This is a genomic window from Pseudomonas nicosulfuronedens (assembly GCF_005877905.1).
GTDB classification, from domain to species: domain Bacteria; phylum Pseudomonadota; class Gammaproteobacteria; order Pseudomonadales; family Pseudomonadaceae; genus Pseudomonas; species Pseudomonas nicosulfuronedens.
Genome location: NZ_SWDV01000026.1, coordinates 24,791 through 41,117, shown reverse-complemented (window position 1 = coordinate 41,117; position 16,327 = coordinate 24,791). Strand labels below are relative to the sequence as shown.

Genomic DNA, 16,327 nt, shown 5'->3' with positions numbered 1-16,327 from the left:
TATCAGCCGCCAACCCCCCAGGAATCACCCCTGCATGTCGTTGCACATCTGCATTCTGGAAACCGACATCCTCCGCCCCGAACTCATCGATCAGTACAAGGGCTATGGCTGGATGTTCCAGCAACTGTTCGCCAAGCAACCCGTTCCGGCCGAGTTCACGGTCTACAACGTGGTGGAAGGGCATTACCCGCCCGAAGATGAGAAGTTCGACGCGTACCTGGTGACCGGCAGCAAGGCGGACTCCTTCGGCACTGATCCCTGGATCCAGACCCTCAAGGACTACGTGCTCAAGCTCTACGAGCGTGGCGACAAGCTGCTGGGCGTGTGCTTCGGCCATCAGCTGCTGGCACTGGTGCTGGGTGGCAAGACCGAGCGGGCGAGCCAGGGCTGGGGCGTGGGCATTCACGATTACCGCATCGAGGAGCAGCCGGAGTGGATGACCCCGGCCCCGGGCGATGGCCTGACCTTGCTGGTCAGCCACCAGGACCAGGTCACCGAACTGCCCCATGGCGCTCGCCGTATCGCTTCCAGCGACTTTTGCCCGAACGCTGCCTACGCCATCGGCGACCAGGTACTGTGCTTCCAGGGCCATCCGGAGTTCCAGAGCGACTATTCCCAGGCGATCCTCGAGCTGCGCAAGCACATCTTCAGCGAACCGGTGTTCCAGTCCGGCATCGACAGCCTCTCGCGCCCTCACCAGGGCACGGCGGTCGGCGAATGGATGATGCGATTCGTCCAGCAAGGTCGTGACGAAAAGAAAAGCGCGGCCTGATTTCGACTGTGCTGACTGAAAGCGCCGCTCGATTGAGCGGCGTTTTCGTTTGCGCAAGTGCCAGGCTGAACAGCTTTTGTAGGATGGGTGGAGCGCAGCGATACCCATGCAGGCCGGTGCACACCATTCGATGGGTATCGCTGCGCTCCACGCCATCCTGCGTTCCGCGTCGCCGAATGGCTCCCAAGGGTCTCTATAGCCAATCCGCCTGCTTGAAACTGATGTACAACCCGACGCAGCCCAGCGCCAGCAGCCCCATGATCAGGAAGTAGCCGTAGTGCCAGTGCAACTCCGGGATGTATTCGAAGTTCATCCCGTAGATGCCGGCCACGGCGGTGGGGAAGGCGAGGATGGCCGCCCAGGCGGCGAACTTGCGCTGTACCACGCTCTGCCGTGAGGACTCCAGCGCCAGCCCGACCTCGATGGTCTGGCTGGCCACGTCGCGCAGGGTGGTGAGGTCTTCGAGCAGGCGGTTCACGTGGATCGCCACGTCGCGGAAGTAGGGCCGCATCTGCTTGTCGATGAAGGGGAAGTCCAGGCGCTGCAACTCCTGGCAGATCTCCACCATGGGTGCGGCGTAATGCTTGAGCTTGAGTACCTCGCGGCGCAGGCCGTAGATCTTCTCGATCTGCTCCTGGGTCAGCGATTGACGTAGCACCTGCTGCTCCACTTCCTCGATTTCCTCGCGGATGGCTTCCACCACCGGCTCGTAGTTGCTCATCACGAAGTCCAGCAGGGCGTAGAGCACGAAGTCGGTGCCGTGGGCCAGCAGGAGCGGCCGCGCCTCGCAGCGCTGTCGGACCTGGGCGTAGGACTGGGAGAAGCCGTGGCGCGCGCTGATGATGTAGCCGATGCCGGCGAAAAGATGGGTTTCGACGAACATCAATCGACTATCGGCGCGAATCGGTGAATAGATGACGATGAACAGCGCGTCACCAAAGGTTTCCAGCTTCGGTCTGCTGTGCTTTTCCAGGGCGTCGGACACGGCCAATTCGTGGAGGTTGAACTGTCGCTGCAGGTTGAACATCTCTTCCGGCGTCGGCTCCTGCAGGCCGGTCCAGACGAAGTGGTCGGGCTGGCACGCCCAGCGGTAACCGTCCTCGAGCGGGATATCGGAAACCTTGCGGCCCTTGCTGTAGACGGCGGAAGCGATGACTCGGCCCATGCTCAAGCCCACCCTGCTGCTGGATAGGTCGTTCTGCAGGGATTGAGTGTTGGCCAGCCTGGCGCGACGCGCCAGCGAAGCGGAATCAGGAGTGAGGCGTGAGCGCTTCCTGGAGGCCTTGCAGTGCCACGGGCACCGCCTGATTGAAGCGTTCGAAGAGCCCGGTGCGATCGATGTTGTCCACCGGGGCGCGGCGGGCATCGTCGAAGCCGGCGGTAAGGGCTGTGACCACCAGGATCACGATGGTATAGAGCCCCAGGGCAGCGAGGGCGCCGTTGCGGGCATAGCGGTGGGCTTGGCGGTTCATGCTGGCGACCCGGGTTAGGTGAAGTGATGGCCCAGTGTCGCTTTGGTCATTTCGATTGAATAACGATGCCGGTTGGTTTCCGGTATCAGGCAAATTGATAGATGGCGGTGCGGCGACCAAACGCAGGGTGGCGGGAGCCGGGGCGCTGTCGGTGGTTTGCTGGACTCTGGCGGGCTTCATGGCTATCTGACCCTTGCCGAGGTTGCGTCATCGTCCCTGAAAGGCCCGGCATCACGCCGGGCTTTTCGCTTCGGGCTCGACTGCATGACGTCACCTGCTGCAGGCGGCTGTAGGGGGGTAAAGGTTTCAGCCCTGCTTGGCAGCGGCTTCGACGTTCACCTGGCTGGCGGACTGCTCGGACTGTTGTTGCTGGATGGCAGCCTGGGTCATGTGAACCATGCGGTCCTGCATCAGCGGGGACTCTTCGGCGAAGCTGGCCTGGGCGGCAAAAACGGTAGCGGCGGCCAGTACACTGGCGGCGATGATGTTGAGTTTCATGATGAACACCTCTGGGTTGGTTTGCTTTGGGTTCATCTATAGGTTAATGCGTAATAATTTTTGAAAAATAGCAAACAGGCTTAATCAGTATTGCTGTTTAGGTAATAGTGGTGGCATGAAAAAGCCCGGCATGTAGCCGGGCTTTTGTCTTTGGCCGCTCAGGCCAGGTGGTTCTTGTCCAGTTCGATGGACTTGTCCAGGGTTTCCAGCAGTTGCTTGCGCACTTTCAGCTTGGTGTTGCGGTGCGCGGTCATGTTCAGCTTCTTCAGGTGCTGGGCGGCTTCCAGGGCGGCGGCCTGGAGTTGTTCGGCCGGCACCACCTTGTCGAGGAAGCCGGCGTCCACGGCGTCGCGTGGGTTGAACATTTCCGCGTTCACCACGGAACGGGTGAACGCGGAGCGGCGCAGGCGGTCACGAGCCAGTTCGATGCCGACGTGGTGCATGGTCATGCCGATGGCGACTTCGTTGAGGCCAATCTGGAACGGACCGTCGACGCCGATGCGGTAGTCCGCCGAGAGCAGGATGAAGGCGCCCTTGGCCACCGCGTGGCCAGTACAGGCGACGATGACCGGGAACGGGTGGGACAGCATGCGGCGGGCCAGGGTGGAGCCGGCGGCCACCAGGTTCACGGCGTTTTCCGGGCCGGAGGTCATCACCTTGAGGTCGTAGCCGCCGGAGAGAATGCCCGGCTGGCCGGTGACGATGACGATGGCACGGTCTTTCTCCGCCTGGTCCAGGGCCTGGTTGAAGGCTTCGATGACCGCCGGCGAGATGGCGTTCACCTTGCCGTTGTTCAGGGTCAGGGTGGCGATGCCGTCTTCGAATTGGTAGCTGATCAGCTCACTCATGGCAGAGGGTCCTGGGTTGCAGTCCTTGGGTTGGAAGTGGCCAGAACATACTGACGCGAGACGGGGGCGTAAAGCGTTTTGACTGACTGGTGAGTCAGCGGCATGCCACGAAATTCGGGCAGTTTCTGTGCGCTATGCACGCAAATTCCGACGGCGCTCGTGGAGAGGTGCCAGGTGTACTGTTAAGCTGCCACTATCCCTGCGTCCCGCTCTCGCACAATCCAGGATGTGCCTGCCATGTCGAAGATTCTCAAGTGGTCCCTTTTCGCCGTCGTGGCGATCGCCCTCATCATCAAGGCGTCGCTCTGGCTTTCGGTGCGCAGCGTGGTGAATGACGCCATCGCACGCGTCTCTCCGTTCATGGAGATCACCTATGGCGGCATTTCCTCGTCCTTCGACGGCCGTGTCGGCCTGCAGAACGTGGTGATCAGGGTGCCCATGGCGGGCGACAGCCTGAAGGTTTCCCACGCCCAGTTGAAATTCAATGGGCTGCGCGAGTTGCTGAGCTTCAAGGAGCGCCTGGACGAGGGCAAACTGCCGGAGCAGATGGCAGTGGACCTGAAGGGCGTTGAGTTGCAGATCCACGGTCCGTTCATGCGGTCGCTGTACGCCCAGCCGGCAGAGAAAAGCGCCTTTACCGCCATGAGTGAAGTGGCCTGCGGCGACGTGCGCAACATTGGCGTCGATGAGCTGCTGCAGATGGGCTACCGCACCCTCGAGTCGGATATCGAGTTCTCCTACCACATGCAGCCGGGCGCGCAGACGCTGACCTTCGACCTGCGCAGTGATACCCGCGACATGCTGGACATGCACACCAGCATGACGCTGATGAACGTCTCCGAGCGTCCGGGCGACATGCGCGTGAACCCGCCGCGGGTATCCCAGGTCGTCGTCGAAATGAACGACAACCAGTACCAGCGCCGAGTCAGCGAATTCTGCCGTGGCAAGCTGGGCGTGGACCAGAAGGCCTACACCGCGTTGTCGCTGGAAAAGTTCGACGCGGCCCTGCGCCAGCAGCGCATCGCGGTCGACAAACCGGTGCTCGAGGCCTATGGCCGTTACCTGGAAGATCCGCGTTCGCTGCGTATCGAGCTGATGCCCAGTGAGGGCATGGCCTGGGGTGGCCTGCAATTTTTCGAACCCAAGGATGTGATCCAGATGCTGCATCCGGTCGTCTTAGTGAACCAGCAGTCAGTCACACCGCTGGGGTTTGCCTGGGTCGATCCGCTGAAGAAAAAACTCACGCCGGAAAGCCAATATCAAATGGTTTCGGCCCCGGAAACGGTTGAGTCGCAGGCCAAAACGCAGCAATATGAGTTCGTTAGCGTTGAAAGCCTTGCCCAGTACACCGGCAAGCGCCTGCAGTTCATCACGTTTGATGGTGCCTATTATCAGGGTGTGCTGCACAAGGTGGAGAACGGCCGAGTCTATATCACCGTCATGATCGGGACGGGCTCGGCGGAAATGTTCCTCCGCCTGAACAAGATCAATCAGGTGCGGGTCATGTTGTAGAGGCCCTGCGAAGGAGAGAGCAAGTGAGTGAGTCGTTGTCCATCCAGCATGATGAAACCAGCCACCAGTTCGTAACGACTGTTGATGGTCATCGCGCCTATCTGGCCTACATGGATCTGGGCAAGCAGACGCTCGACATCTATCGCACTTTCGTTCCGGACAGCCTGCGCGGCCGTGGCATCGCCGCCGCGCTCACCGAACATGCTCTGCAGTTCGCCGAGCGCAAGGGCTACAGCGTCATCCCGTCGTGCTCCTACGTCGAGCGCTACCTGGAGCGCCGCCAGCGTCACACCGATACCGCGCTTTGACCGTCAGCGTGCCAATAGAAAAAGCCCGGCGAATGCCGGGCTTTTTTGTACCTGATGAGTCCGGTAGCCATCTTTGTAGGAGCGAGCTTGCTCGCGAACCGCTTGACGCTGGTGCGGACGGAGACCCCGTTCGCGAGCAAGCTCGCTCCTACGAAAAGCCAATAAAAAAGCCGGGCATCAGCCCGGCTTTTTCGTTCATGCCTTGAACGTCAGCCGCGTTGGCGCTTGGGCAGGACGTCCTTGAGCTTGGTGTGCATGCTGCGCACGGCCTTCTCGGTAGTGTCCCAATCGATGCAGGCATCGGTGATCGACACGCCGTACTGCAGTTGGCACAGATCTTTCGGGATCGGCTGAGCGCCCCAGCCCAGGTGGCTTTCCACCATCAGGCCGACGATGGAGTTGTTGCCCTCGGCGATCTGGTTGGCGACGTTGTCCATCACCAGCGGCTGCAGGGCCGGGTCCTTGTTGGAGTTGGCGTGGCTGCAGTCGACCATCACGTTCAGCGGGATCTTTGCCTTGGTCAGTTCCTGTTCGCACAGGGCGACGCTGACCGAGTCATAGTTCGGCTTGCCGTTGCCGCCGCGCAGCACCACGTGGCCGTAGGCGTTGCCCTTGGTGGTGACGATGGAGACGCCACCTTCCTGGTTGATGCCCAGGAAACGGTGCGGGCTGGAAACCGACTGCAGGGCGTTGATCGCCACGGTCAGGCTGCCGTCGGTGCCGTTCTTGAAGCCGACCGCCGAGGACAGGCCGGAAGCCATCTCGCGGTGGGTCTGGGATTCGGTGGTGCGTGCGCCGATGGCCGACCAGCTGATCAGGTCCTGCAGGTACTGCGGGGAGATCGGGTCGAGCGCCTCGGTGGCGGTGGGCAGGCCCATCTCGGCGAGGTCGCGCAGCAACTGGCGGCCGATGTGCAGGCCGTCCTGGATCTTGAAGGAGTCATCCAGGTACGGGTCGTTGATCAGGCCCTTCCAGCCGACGGTGGTGCGCGGCTTCTCGAAGTACACGCGCATCACTAGGAACAGGGTGTCGGAGACTTCCGCGGCCAGCACCTTCAGGCGCTCGGCGTATTCGTGGGCGGCCTTGATGTCGTGGATCGAGCAGGGGCCGATCACCACGAACAGGCGGTGGTCCTTGCCATCGAGGATGTCACGGACGACCTGGCGGCCGTTGGCGACGGTGCGCAGGGCGGCGTCGGTCAGGGGGATTTCGCGCTTGAGCTGCTCCGGCGTGATCAGTGTCTCGTTGGAGGCAACGTTAAGGTCGTCGATCTGTAAATCAGCCATCGTGGTACTCAATCAGGTCACGGGTGCCGGCCGCCAGAAATCCCCGTGCGATGGGGCGCAGGCAAATGTGTCGCTAAGGGGAACCCGAACCTTAACCGTTCAGGCAGCGCCTCGACAATGGCTCGATGCAGGAAAATGCCCGGATCACGGGCATTTGCGCGACTTTCTGCGGGGCGCCGATCAGACCGCGCAAAACATCGGGAAGTCGGCGGCGTTCTGCGCGATCCACTCCAGCGCCAGCGTCTCGAACGGCAGGCGGGTGCCGCTGGCCTGTTCCTGCTGGCGTCGGTACTGCTCGATCTGGCAGACCTGCTCGACCATGCGCGCCCGGAACAGGGTGTCTTCGTCGATGAAGGCGATACCGACGCGATAGTCGCTGGCTTGCTTGCGGCTCCAGGCAATGATGCCGGGGTAGCAGGCTGAGTCGCCCAGCAGGGGAATGCGCAGCTCGATGGCGGTGCCCCGGCGAAAGCCCCGTGGCGAATTGCACGCGACGCCGCCGAGGCTGATATTGTGCAACCGCTGGCGCGGCAGGAAAGTCTGTTTGCGGATGACCAGCTCGACCGGAAAATCGCACGGGTGACGCAGGAACTGACGCATGACGGAACGCTCCGACTGCAATCTTTATAGTGTTGGCACCTTGAGTATAGTGCCGGCCCTGGAGCTGACCGACCTGGATGCCGACCGCCGGCTGCTGGAGCTGCCGGGTGTATCGCTGCTGATCTTTACTGGCGAAGGCTGCTCCACCTGCCGCTGGGCGCGGCAGGTGCTGCCGGAGTTCGGCCTGCCGGTGGATCGCCTGTGCTGGATCGATGCCGGACACAGTGGCGGCCTGGTCGAGCGCTACGAGGTCTTCCACCTGCCGTCCCTGTTCCTGGTGCGTGACGGCCATTTCCTGGGCCCGGTTCACGCACCGCTGCGCCCTGAACCCCTGATCCAAGCCCTGCGCGCTGCCCTGGCGCGCCCTGCTGAGGAATTGCCTTGATGAATCTGCGAATCGGCATCATCGGAACCGGCGCCATTGGCGGTTTTTACGGCCTGATGCTGGCCCGGGCCGGCCATGACGTTCATTTCCTGCTGCGCAGCGAGTTTCCCGCCGTCGCGCAGAACGGCCTGCGTCTGAACAGCCAGGTGCACGGTGCACTGAGCCTGTCTCCGGTGAATGCCTATGCCGACGTGGCGAAGATGCCGCCCTGCGACTGGCTGCTGGTGGGCGCCAAGACCACCAGCAACGCCGACCTTGCGCCGCTGATCACCCAGGCCGCCGCGAAAGGCGCCAAGGTCCTGTTGCTGCAGAACGGCCTCGCCGTGGAAGACGAGTTGCGCGCGTTGTTGCCCGAGCATATCCACCTGCTGGGCGGTCTCTGCTTCATCTGCGTGCACCGCGCCGAGCCGGGCGTGATTGAACACCAGGCCTTCGGAGGGGTGAACATCGGTTATCACTCGGGCTCTGCGCAGGAGGCCGAAGCACGCCAGGCGATCGTGGAGGAGGGCGCCGCGCTGTTCCGCAGCGCCAGCCTGGACTCCAACGCCATGCCCAACCTGGAGCAGGCGCGCTGGCAGAAACTGGTCTGGAACATCCCCTACAACGGCCTCTCCGTGCTGCTCGACAGCGGTACACGGGCGATCATGGACAATCCCGACAGCCGCGCTCTGGTGGCCGAGCTGATGGAGGAAGTGATAGCAGGTGCCGCCGCCTGCGGGCATTCGCTGCCCCAGGGCATCGTTGGCGCCATGCTCAGCTCCACCGACGCCATGCCCGACTATCTGCCGAGCATGTACCATGACTTCTCCCAGCGCCGGCCGCTGGAGCTGGGCGCGATCTACGCGGCGCCTCTGGAGGCTGCACGCAGGGCAGGGCGCGAGCTGCCGAAGATCGAGGCGCTGTACCGCGCGCTGCGTTTCATCGATGCGCGCAACCAGGCACGCTGACGGACACCGGGGGAAGCATGGCAAAAGGGCTGGGCGACAAGCTGGTGGTGGCGATTTCCTCGCGGGCGCTGTTCGACCTGCGGGAAAGCCATCAGGTCTATGAAAGCGAGGGCGTCGAAGCCTATCGTCAGTACCAGATCGACCGCGAGGACGAAGTCCTGCCGCCCGGCGATGCCTTCGCCCTGGTGCAGAAGCTGCTCGCGCTCAACGGCGGGACCGAAAGCGCGCCTGTCGAAGTCGTTCTGGTCTCGCGCAATAGCGCCGACACCGGCCTGCGTGTGTTCAATTCCATCCAGCACTACGGCCTGGGCATTTCCCGCGCGGCCTTCGTCGGCGGTCGCAGCCCCTATCCCTATCTAAAGGCGTTCAATTGCCACCTGTTCCTCTCCACCCACCTGGAGGACGTGCGCAACGCGCTGGAAGCAGGTTTCGCTGCGGCGACCATCCTCTCCGGGGGCACCCGTCGGGAAGCCAATGGCGAGCTGCGATTCGCCTTCGATGGCGATGCGGTGCTGTTCTCCGACGATTCCGAGCGCGTCTACCAGCAGGGCGGACTGGAAGCCTTCCAGACCCACGAGCGCGAGTCCGCCCGCGAGCCTCTGGGCGGCGGGCCGTTCAAGCCCTTCCTGGCGGCGTTGAACCGCGTGCAGCAGGCTTTCCCGCAGGAGTCCTGCCCGATACGCACGGCGCTGGTCACCGCGCGTTCCGCCCCGGCGCACGAACGGGTGATCCGCACGCTGCGCGAGTGGGACATCCGTCTGGACGAGTCGCTGTTCCTCGGCGGCCTGGACAAGGCCGCCTTCCTCGAAGCCTTTGCCGCCGATGTGTTCTTCGACGACCAGCCGATGCATTGCGAGAAGGCTCGGGACGTGGTGGCGACCGGCCATGTCCCGCACGGCGTGAGCAACGAGAAGAAGGTCGCCGGATAGCCGCCGGGCCGCGACAACCGGCCTTCTCGGAGCGATTCTCGTTCTCCTGCTACGCTGCTGGATAGGCCCCGCCGCGCAGGCAGTCGAGGAGGCCGCATGATCAGAACGATTCTTTACGCCACCGACCTCGGTCTTTACGCCCCCTACGTCCTTCAGCACGCACTTTCGCTGGCCCGTGCCTACGGAGCCGAGGTGTATGTCGTACACGCGGTAGAACCGTTGGGGCTGTTCGCCGAGTCCGTCTTGCAGACCTATCTGGATGAGGGCACGTTGAACGAGATGCGCACCAATGGCCTGACCAACGTCATGGGCAGCATCGAGCAGCGGGTGATGGAGGGGTTCCGCGATGAACTGGGGGAGGCGCGCCAGGACGCCGAGCTGATCCGCTCGGTGCGCGTGGTGCAGGGGGATGCGCCGATGGTGATCCTCGACGAGGCCAAGCGCCTGGGCGTCGACATCATCGTCGCCGGCAGCCACAGTCACGGGGACGGACTGAACACGCCGCTAGGGCGCACTGCCGCGCGCTTGGTGCAACTGGCCGAGGTGCCGGTCTACCTGGTGCCGATGCTGCAGCACCGCTGAAAGCTTTGTGACGATACGTCGGACAAGCCCGGATTTTCCGTGGGGCTTTAGACGAATGGCATGCAGGGCAAAAAAAAACGTCTAGTTTTATTCCTTAAACCATTAATATGGTTATAAAACGACAAGCCCCTGATCGCGGGACGCGACATTCATTTCGAGGAAAGTCCATGAAGCTTCAGCAACTGCGCTATATCTGGGAAGTCGCGCACCACGATCTGAACGTCTCGGCCACCGCCCAAAGCCTGTACACCTCCCAGCCCGGCATCAGCAAGCAGATCCGCCTGCTGGAGGACGAACTGGGCGTCGAAGTCTTCGCCCGCAGCGGCAAGCACCTGACCCGTGTCACCCCCGCTGGCGAGCGCATCATCACCACCGCCGGCGAGATCCTGCGCAAGGTCGAGAGCATCAAGCAGATCGCCCAGGAATTCTCCAACGAAAAGAAGGGCACGCTGTCCATCGCCACTACCCACACCCAGGCACGATATGCGTTGCCCGGCGTGATCAGCGGCTTCATCAAGCAGTATCCGGATGTCTCCCTGCACATGCATCAGGGCACGCCGATGCAGATCGCCGAGATGGCCGCCGACGGTACCGTCGACTTCGCCATCGCCACCGAGGCGCTGGAGCTGTTCGGCGACCTGATCATGATGCCGTGCTACCGCTGGAACCGCTGTGTGATCGTGCCCCAGGGGCACCCGCTGACCAAGGTGCCGAAGCTGACCCTGGAGCTGCTCGCCGAACAGCCCATCGTCACCTACGTATTCGGCTTCACCGGCCGCTCCAAGCTCGACGAAGCTTTCAACCAGCGCGGTCTGGTGCCGAAAGTGGTGTTCACCGCCGCCGACGCCGACGTGATCAAGACCTATGTTCGCCTGGGCCTGGGCGTGGGCATCGTGGCTCACATGGCGGTCGACCCGAAGCTCGACAGCGACCTGGTGATGCTCGACGCCAGCCACCTGTTCGAGTCCAGCGTGACCAAGATCGGTTTCCGTCGCGGTACTTTCCTGCGCGGCTTCATGTGCGACTTCATCGAGAAGTTCGCCCCGCACCTGACCCGCGACCTGCTGGCCAAGGCCGTGCAATGCCACAACAAGACCGAGCTGGACGAGCTGTTCGACGGCATCGAGCTGCCGGTCTACTGAGGACGTTCGTCCCTGCCATTGCCTAGGCAAGCTGCAAGGAAAACGCCGCGATCCGAAAGAGAGTCGCGGCGTTTTTTTATGAGCGGTTTCCAGGTATGGTGGCCGGCTGCATTGGGTAGGAGCGAGCTTGCTCGCGAACAGCTCAACGTCGGAGTGCCCGGCGGGTCCTTTTGCGAGCAAGCTCGCTCCTGCAAAAGGGGCAGCGTCTCAGCGGACACGCCAGCGCAGCAACAGCAAGGCGGCGAAGGCAAGCGCCGCGCCGGCAAGGAAGGTCCAGCTGGCGCCGAAGCTCTGCCACAGCCAGCCGGCCAGCACGCTGGCGGCCAGCATGGCGAGGCCGCTGGCGAGGTTGAATACGCCGAAAGCGGTGCCCTTGAGATCGGCTGGCGTGGTGTCGGCGATCAAGGTCGCCAGCAGCCCTTGGGTGAAGCCCATGTGCAGGCCCCAGAGCGCGACACCGACGAGCATCAGTGGCGTGGAGTCGCCCCAGGCCAGCAGCAGGTCCGCCGCCACCAGCAGGAACATGCCGATGGCCAGCAAGCCGGTACGATCGGTGCGGTCAGACCACCAGCCCACCGGATAGGCCGAGAGCATGAACAGCAGGGCCATCACCACCATGACTATTGGCGTCCAGGCCATTGGCAGGCCGATGTCCTGGGCACGCAGCACCAGGAAGGCTTCGCTGAAGCGCGCGAGAGTGAACACCGCGCCGATGCCGACCACCCACCAGTAGCGCGCCGGGAAGCTGCGCAGCGCGTCTCGATGGATCGGCGAGCGGAAGCGGTGGGTACCTTCGGCCTGTTCCGGTTCCTTCACGAAGAAGACGATGGCCAGCACCGCGATACCGGCTGGAATGCAGGCGAACCAGAACACCAGCGGCAGATTGTTGCCTAGCCAGAGCATCAGCACGATGGCCAGCAGCGGGCCGGCGAAGGCGCCGACGGTGTCCATGGACTGGCGCAGGCCGAAGCAGGCGCCACGGATCGACGGCGGCGAGACGTCAGCAATCAGTGCGTCCCGCGGTGCACCGCGGATGCCCTTGCCGATACGGTCGAGCAGACGCGCGGCGAAGATGGTCTCGCCCGAGGTGGCCAGCGGGAACAGTGGCTTGGAGAGCGCCGCGAGGCCATAGCCGAATAGGACCAGCCCCTTGCGCCGGCCGAGGTAGTCGCTGATGGCGCCGGAGAACACCTTGACGATCAGCGCGGTAGCCTCGGCGATGCCTTCGATCAGGCCGACCGCGACCATGCTCAGCCCCAGGCTGCCGACCAGGAACAGCGGTAGCAGGCTGTGCAGCAGTTCGGAGGAGACGTCCATGAACAGGCTGACGAAACCCAGCGCCCAGACGGTGCCGGGAATACGGGGGCGTGTGCGATCCGCGCCGTCGGCCATGGAGAAACTTCCTTGTGCGTCAGTAGTAGGAAGCGACAGTCTGGCCGAGCGGCCATCAAGAAAGCGTCAAGGTTGACGGCTACAGGCGATCCAGATCGTCGCGCTGGGCCAGTTCGGCCAGGGCTTCGCGAGAGTCCAGCGGCAGTTCGCCGCGGCCTTCGAGCACCTCGTGGAGGAAACTCATGAACACCGTGTAAACGACTTCACGACCGTCATCGTGGCGGACGACGAAGAAGGGCGCGGTGTCTACGCCGTACTGTGCAGCGACCAGCCAGCCGGTGCTGGCGGGGTTGCGTTCGTCGGCGACCAGGGTGCGATCGATTCGATTCAGGTAGCCGCCCTTGACCAGGCGTTCGTGGACTTCGCGGCACTTGCGGCAGTCCTGGCCATCGGCCAGGACCTTTTTCACCAGGGTGATGCGCATGGGATTGGCTCCGCCGCAGGCATGCAGGCGTCCGATCCTGGGCTGCGGGCTGACAAGGGAATTTCCGTCAGCCGAGGGTAAGGCCTCAGGCCTTGCTGATCAAATTGCCGGCGTGCAGGCCGCACTCTTTCTGGGTAGCTTCCTCCCACCACCAGCGGCCTTCGCGCTCGTGCTGGTTCGGCAGTACCGGGCGGGTGCAGGGCTCGCAACCAATGCTGATGAAGCCTCGCTCGTGCAGGCTGTTGTAGGGGATTTCCAGCATGCGGATGTAGGCCCAGACCTCTTCGCTGCTCATGTTCGCCAGCGGGTTGAACTTGATCAGAGGTTTCTCCGGGGTGGAGAACGCGCCGTCCACTTCGACTACGGCGACCTGGCTGCGGGTGCCCGGGCTCTGGTCCTTGCGCTGGCCGGTGGCCCAGGCGGTCACGGTGGACAGCTTGCGCTTGAGTGGTTCGATCTTGCGGATGCCGCAGCACTCGCCGTGGCCGTCCTTGAAGAAGCTGAACAGGCCCTTCTCCTTGACGAACGGCTCCAGCAGGCGCGGGTCCGGGGTCATCACTTCGATGGCGATGCCGTAGTGCTCGCGCACCTGCTCGATGAAGCGGTAGGTCTCCGGGTGCAGGCGACCGGTGTCGAGGCTGAATACCTTGACGTTCTTGTTGAGCTTCCAGGCCATGTCCACCAGCACCACGTCCTCGGCACCGCTGAAGGAAATCCACAGCTCATCACCGAAGTGCTCGAAGGCAAGCTTCAGGATGTCCTGTGGGGCTTTGCTGGCATAGCTCGCGGCGATTTCCGCGATATCGAACGGGAGGCTCATCAGGCGGTATTCCTAGTTTTATTGGCGCAAGGCGCTCTGTGGGCGCGATGGTAGCAAAGAGGCGGATATGCCCCTAAATAACCATCAGGAAGGTCGACTGTGGTGTTTGGGTATAAGTGGCGCGTTGCGCCGCTTGGAGCGAGCGGCTAGAGTGCCGCCTCTCAAGTCAAACCTGCGGGGAAATCGTTCGTGGAAATCGCCTGTCTCGACCTGGAAGGGGTTCTGGTTCCGGAAATCTGGATCGCCTTCGCTGAAAAAACCGGTATCGAAGCGCTCAAGGCGACGACCCGCGATATCCCGGATTACGACGTGCTGATGAAGCAGCGCCTGCGCATTCTCGACGAGCACGGCCTGAAGCTGTCCGACATCCAGGAAGTGATCGCCACCCTGAAGCCGCTGGAAGGCGCAGTGGAATTCGTCGACTGGCTGCGTGAGCGCTTCCAGGTGGTGATCCTCTCCGACACCTTCTACGAATTCTCCCAGCCGCTGATGCGCCAGCTGGGTTTCCCGACCCTGCTGTGCCACAAGCTGATCACCGATGAGACCGACCGTGTCGTCAGCTACCAGCTGCGCCAGAAGGATCCGAAGCGTCAGTCGGTCATCGCCTTCAAGAGCCTGTACTACCGTGTGATCGCCGCTGGCGACTCCTACAACGACACCACCATGCTCTCTGAAGCTCACGCCGGCATCCTGTTCCACGCACCGGACAACGTGATTCGCGAGTTCCCGCAGTTCCCGGCCGTGCACACCTATGAGGACCTGAAGAAGGAATTCCTCAAGGCGTCCAACCGCCCGCTCAGCCTGTAACACCGGCTGTGACGAAAAAGCCCCGCCGATGCGGGGCTTTTTCTTTTGGCGCTTTTTGTAGGAGCGGACTTTGTCCGCGATGCCCTTCAGGCAGGCCTGTCGGCCGGTTCGCGGACAAGATTCGCTCCTACAGACTTTCCAGGGTTCGCAGCAGCACGCCTACCTTGGTCAGCGATTCCTCGTATTCCTCTTCCCAGTCGGAGTCGGCCACGATGCCGCCGCCGGCCCAGCAACTTGCCTGGCCGTCCTTCACCAGCACGGTGCGGATGGCGATGGAGCTGTCCATTTCGCCGCGTACGTCGAGGTAGAGCAGGCTGCCGCAGTAGATGCTGCGCTGGGTCGGCTCCAGTTCGTCGATGATCTGCATGGCGCGGACCTTCGGCGCACCGGTGATGGAGCCGCCAGGGAAGCTGCCTTCGAGCAGGTCCAGCGCGTCCTTTCCTTCTGCCAGTTCGCCTCGCACGCTGCTGACCAGGTGGTGAACGTTGGGATAGGTCTCCACCGCGAACAACTCGGGAACACGCACACTGCCGGGTCGGCAGCTGCGGCCGAGGTCGTTGCGCAGCAGATCGACGATCATCAGGTTCTCGGCACGGTCCTTCTCGCTGGCAAGCAGGGCGTCGGCATTCTGCTGGTCGGCCTCGGGCGTGTTACCGCGCGGGCGGGTGCCCTTGATCGGGCGAGTTTCCACCTGGGTGCCATGGAGCTGGATGAAGCGCTCCGGTGACAGGCTGAGGACTGCGCCTTCAGGCAATGCCAGGTAACCGGCAAAAGGCGTAGGGCATGCCTCGCGAAGTGCGCGGTAGGCCAGCCAGGGCGAGCCGCTGCAAGGTGCGCGGAAGCGCTGGGTGTAGTTCACCTGGTAGCAGTCGCCGGCGAGGATGTAGCTGTGCACGCGCTCCAGCGCTTCTCGGTACTGTTCGCGGCTCAGGTCCGGACGAAATGGTGCGCAGAGCCGGAAGGGCGGCAGCGCTTCATCTTCCTGAGCACCTTCGAACAGCGCGATCAGGCGCTCTCGCTCGCTCCTGGCCAGCGATGGGTGGAAGACCAGTTGGCTGCTGCATTCCTCGTGGTCGGTGACCAGCGCCCAGGCGTACAGGCCCAGGCGCGCATCGGGCAGGGCGAGGTCGTCGAGGTTCGGTTCGGGCAAATGCTCGACGCGCCGGCCGAAGTCATAACCGAGATAGCCGATCATTCCGCCGACGAATGGCACTCTGCGATTGTCTGGGACTTTTGCCTCGCCCAGGCTCTGCAAGGCGGCTCTTGCGCGGGCAAAAAAGCCCTTGGCCGATTCGTCGGCGGTTGGTGCCAGTTCTGCCAATGGCCAGGCGCTCAGAAGGTCATAGCGTCCACGTGTGGCAATGGGTCGACCGGCGTCCAGGAGTACGGCGCCGGGTGCCCGATGGATCAGGGCGAAGCGTTCGCCCGGGTCTTCCCGGTAAGGAAGCGGGTACAAAAAACAGTCAGGCATGGGTAACAGCGTGCAGGCAAATGAGGTGATCAGGTCGGCTGAAGTGTCGATCCTAGAGCTATTTCTTCAGTTTACGTAGGAAAAGCATTCTGATAAGAAGTGACGAATCCCACGCGGACAGTGCTCCGTACC

19 protein-coding genes are annotated in these 16,327 nt (G+C 62.9%); 9 read left to right on the top strand and 10 right to left on the bottom strand.

Annotation, left to right across the window (positions count from 1 at the left end):
* The first annotated feature begins 34 nt into the window (after positions 1–34).
* Positions 35–772 (top strand): amidotransferase, encoded by a 738-nt coding sequence (locus FAS41_RS19760; RefSeq protein WP_138525143.1) that lies wholly within the window; start codon positions 35–37, stop codon positions 770–772.
* 193 nt (positions 773–965) lie between these two features.
* Here FAS41_RS19760 and FAS41_RS19755 read toward each other — a convergent pair whose 3' ends face one another.
* The 4 genes from FAS41_RS19755 to FAS41_RS19740 all read right to left on the bottom strand — a co-directional run bounded on the left by FAS41_RS19755 (position 966) and on the right by FAS41_RS19740 (position 3,590).
* A complete protein-coding gene (locus FAS41_RS19755; RefSeq protein WP_138525142.1) occupies positions 966–1,937 on the bottom strand; it encodes a magnesium and cobalt transport protein CorA in 972 nt (323 codons plus the stop codon).
* 85 nt (positions 1,938–2,022) lie between these two features.
* Positions 2,023–2,244 carry a hypothetical protein gene (locus FAS41_RS19750; protein WP_138525141.1) on the bottom strand — a complete coding sequence of 74 codons (222 nt, stop codon included), beginning with the start codon at positions 2,242–2,244 and terminating at the stop codon, positions 2,023–2,025.
* A 306-nt stretch (positions 2,245–2,550) separates the two neighbouring features.
* On the bottom strand, positions 2,551–2,742 hold the full coding sequence (locus tag FAS41_RS19745; RefSeq protein WP_138525140.1) for a hypothetical protein: 192 nt from the start codon (positions 2,740–2,742) through the stop codon (positions 2,551–2,553).
* A gap of 158 nt (positions 2,743–2,900) precedes the next feature.
* Positions 2,901–3,590 carry a crotonase/enoyl-CoA hydratase family protein gene (locus FAS41_RS19740; RefSeq protein ID WP_138525139.1) on the bottom strand — a complete coding sequence of 230 codons (690 nt, stop codon included), beginning with the start codon at positions 3,588–3,590 and terminating at the stop codon, positions 2,901–2,903.
* A gap of 237 nt (positions 3,591–3,827) precedes the next feature.
* On the opposite strand from FAS41_RS19740, the gene FAS41_RS19735 reads away from it, so the two are divergent.
* Positions 3,828–5,102 (top strand): hypothetical protein, encoded by a 1,275-nt coding sequence (locus FAS41_RS19735; protein ID WP_138525138.1) that lies wholly within the window; start codon positions 3,828–3,830, stop codon positions 5,100–5,102.
* 23 nt (positions 5,103–5,125) lie between these two features.
* Positions 5,126–5,410, top strand: a complete 285-nt coding sequence (locus FAS41_RS19730) for a GNAT family N-acetyltransferase (RefSeq protein ID WP_024765462.1) — start codon at positions 5,126–5,128, stop codon at positions 5,408–5,410.
* 209 nt (positions 5,411–5,619) lie between these two features.
* Here the strand turns inward: FAS41_RS19730 and FAS41_RS19725 are convergent, their stop codons facing one another.
* Positions 5,620–6,696, bottom strand: coding sequence for a 3-deoxy-7-phosphoheptulonate synthase (locus FAS41_RS19725; RefSeq protein WP_138525137.1), 1,077 nt, complete (start codon positions 6,694–6,696; stop codon positions 5,620–5,622).
* A gap of 180 nt (positions 6,697–6,876) precedes the next feature.
* A complete protein-coding gene (locus FAS41_RS19720) occupies positions 6,877–7,296 on the bottom strand; it encodes a PilZ domain-containing protein (RefSeq protein WP_138525136.1) in 420 nt (139 codons plus the stop codon).
* Between FAS41_RS19720 and FAS41_RS19715 the strand changes: the two genes are divergently transcribed.
* From FAS41_RS19715 to cysB, 5 genes are all read left to right on the top strand, one after another.
* Positions 7,295–7,681, top strand: coding sequence for a YbbN family protein (locus tag FAS41_RS19715; protein WP_138525135.1), 387 nt, complete (start codon positions 7,295–7,297; stop codon positions 7,679–7,681). The two genes, FAS41_RS19720 and FAS41_RS19715, sit on opposite strands and share 2 nt — an antisense overlap.
* Positions 7,681–8,628 carry a putative 2-dehydropantoate 2-reductase gene (locus FAS41_RS19710; protein WP_138525134.1) on the top strand — a complete coding sequence of 316 codons (948 nt, stop codon included), beginning with the start codon at positions 7,681–7,683 and terminating at the stop codon, positions 8,626–8,628. The genes FAS41_RS19715 and FAS41_RS19710 overlap by 1 nt, the downstream gene beginning before the upstream one ends.
* Before the next feature lie 17 nt (positions 8,629–8,645).
* Complete coding sequence (locus FAS41_RS19705) at positions 8,646–9,557, top strand: 5'-nucleotidase (protein ID WP_138525133.1); 912 nt, start codon at positions 8,646–8,648, stop codon at positions 9,555–9,557.
* A gap of 96 nt (positions 9,558–9,653) precedes the next feature.
* Complete coding sequence (locus FAS41_RS19700) at positions 9,654–10,139, top strand: universal stress protein (protein WP_138525132.1); 486 nt, start codon at positions 9,654–9,656, stop codon at positions 10,137–10,139.
* A 167-nt stretch (positions 10,140–10,306) separates the two neighbouring features.
* A complete protein-coding gene (cysB, locus tag FAS41_RS19695; RefSeq protein ID WP_024765699.1) occupies positions 10,307–11,281 on the top strand; it encodes an HTH-type transcriptional regulator CysB in 975 nt (324 codons plus the stop codon).
* Between the two features lie 207 nt (positions 11,282–11,488).
* Here the strand turns inward: cysB and FAS41_RS19690 are convergent, their stop codons facing one another.
* The 3 genes from FAS41_RS19690 to FAS41_RS19680 all read right to left on the bottom strand — a co-directional run bounded on the left by FAS41_RS19690 (position 11,489) and on the right by FAS41_RS19680 (position 13,917).
* The gene (locus tag FAS41_RS19690) at positions 11,489–12,673 is read right to left on the bottom strand and encodes an MFS transporter (protein ID WP_138525131.1); all 1,185 of its coding nucleotides are present in this window, start codon (positions 12,671–12,673) and stop codon (positions 11,489–11,491) included.
* Positions 12,674–12,752: 79 nt separating this feature from the next.
* On the bottom strand, positions 12,753–13,097 hold the full coding sequence (locus tag FAS41_RS19685; RefSeq protein WP_045208573.1) for a hypothetical protein: 345 nt from the start codon (positions 13,095–13,097) through the stop codon (positions 12,753–12,755).
* Positions 13,098–13,182: 85 nt separating this feature from the next.
* A complete protein-coding gene (locus tag FAS41_RS19680; RefSeq protein ID WP_138525130.1) occupies positions 13,183–13,917 on the bottom strand; it encodes a phosphoadenylyl-sulfate reductase in 735 nt (244 codons plus the stop codon).
* 189 nt (positions 13,918–14,106) lie between these two features.
* Between FAS41_RS19680 and thrH the strand changes: the two genes are divergently transcribed.
* Positions 14,107–14,724 carry a bifunctional phosphoserine phosphatase/homoserine phosphotransferase ThrH gene (gene thrH / locus FAS41_RS19675; RefSeq protein ID WP_138525129.1) on the top strand — a complete coding sequence of 206 codons (618 nt, stop codon included), beginning with the start codon at positions 14,107–14,109 and terminating at the stop codon, positions 14,722–14,724.
* Positions 14,725–14,851: 127 nt separating this feature from the next.
* Here the strand turns inward: thrH and pabB are convergent, their stop codons facing one another.
* On the bottom strand, positions 14,852–16,195 hold the full coding sequence (pabB, locus tag FAS41_RS19670; RefSeq protein WP_138525128.1) for an aminodeoxychorismate synthase component I: 1,344 nt from the start codon (positions 16,193–16,195) through the stop codon (positions 14,852–14,854).
* Positions 16,196–16,327: the final 132 nt, after the last annotated feature.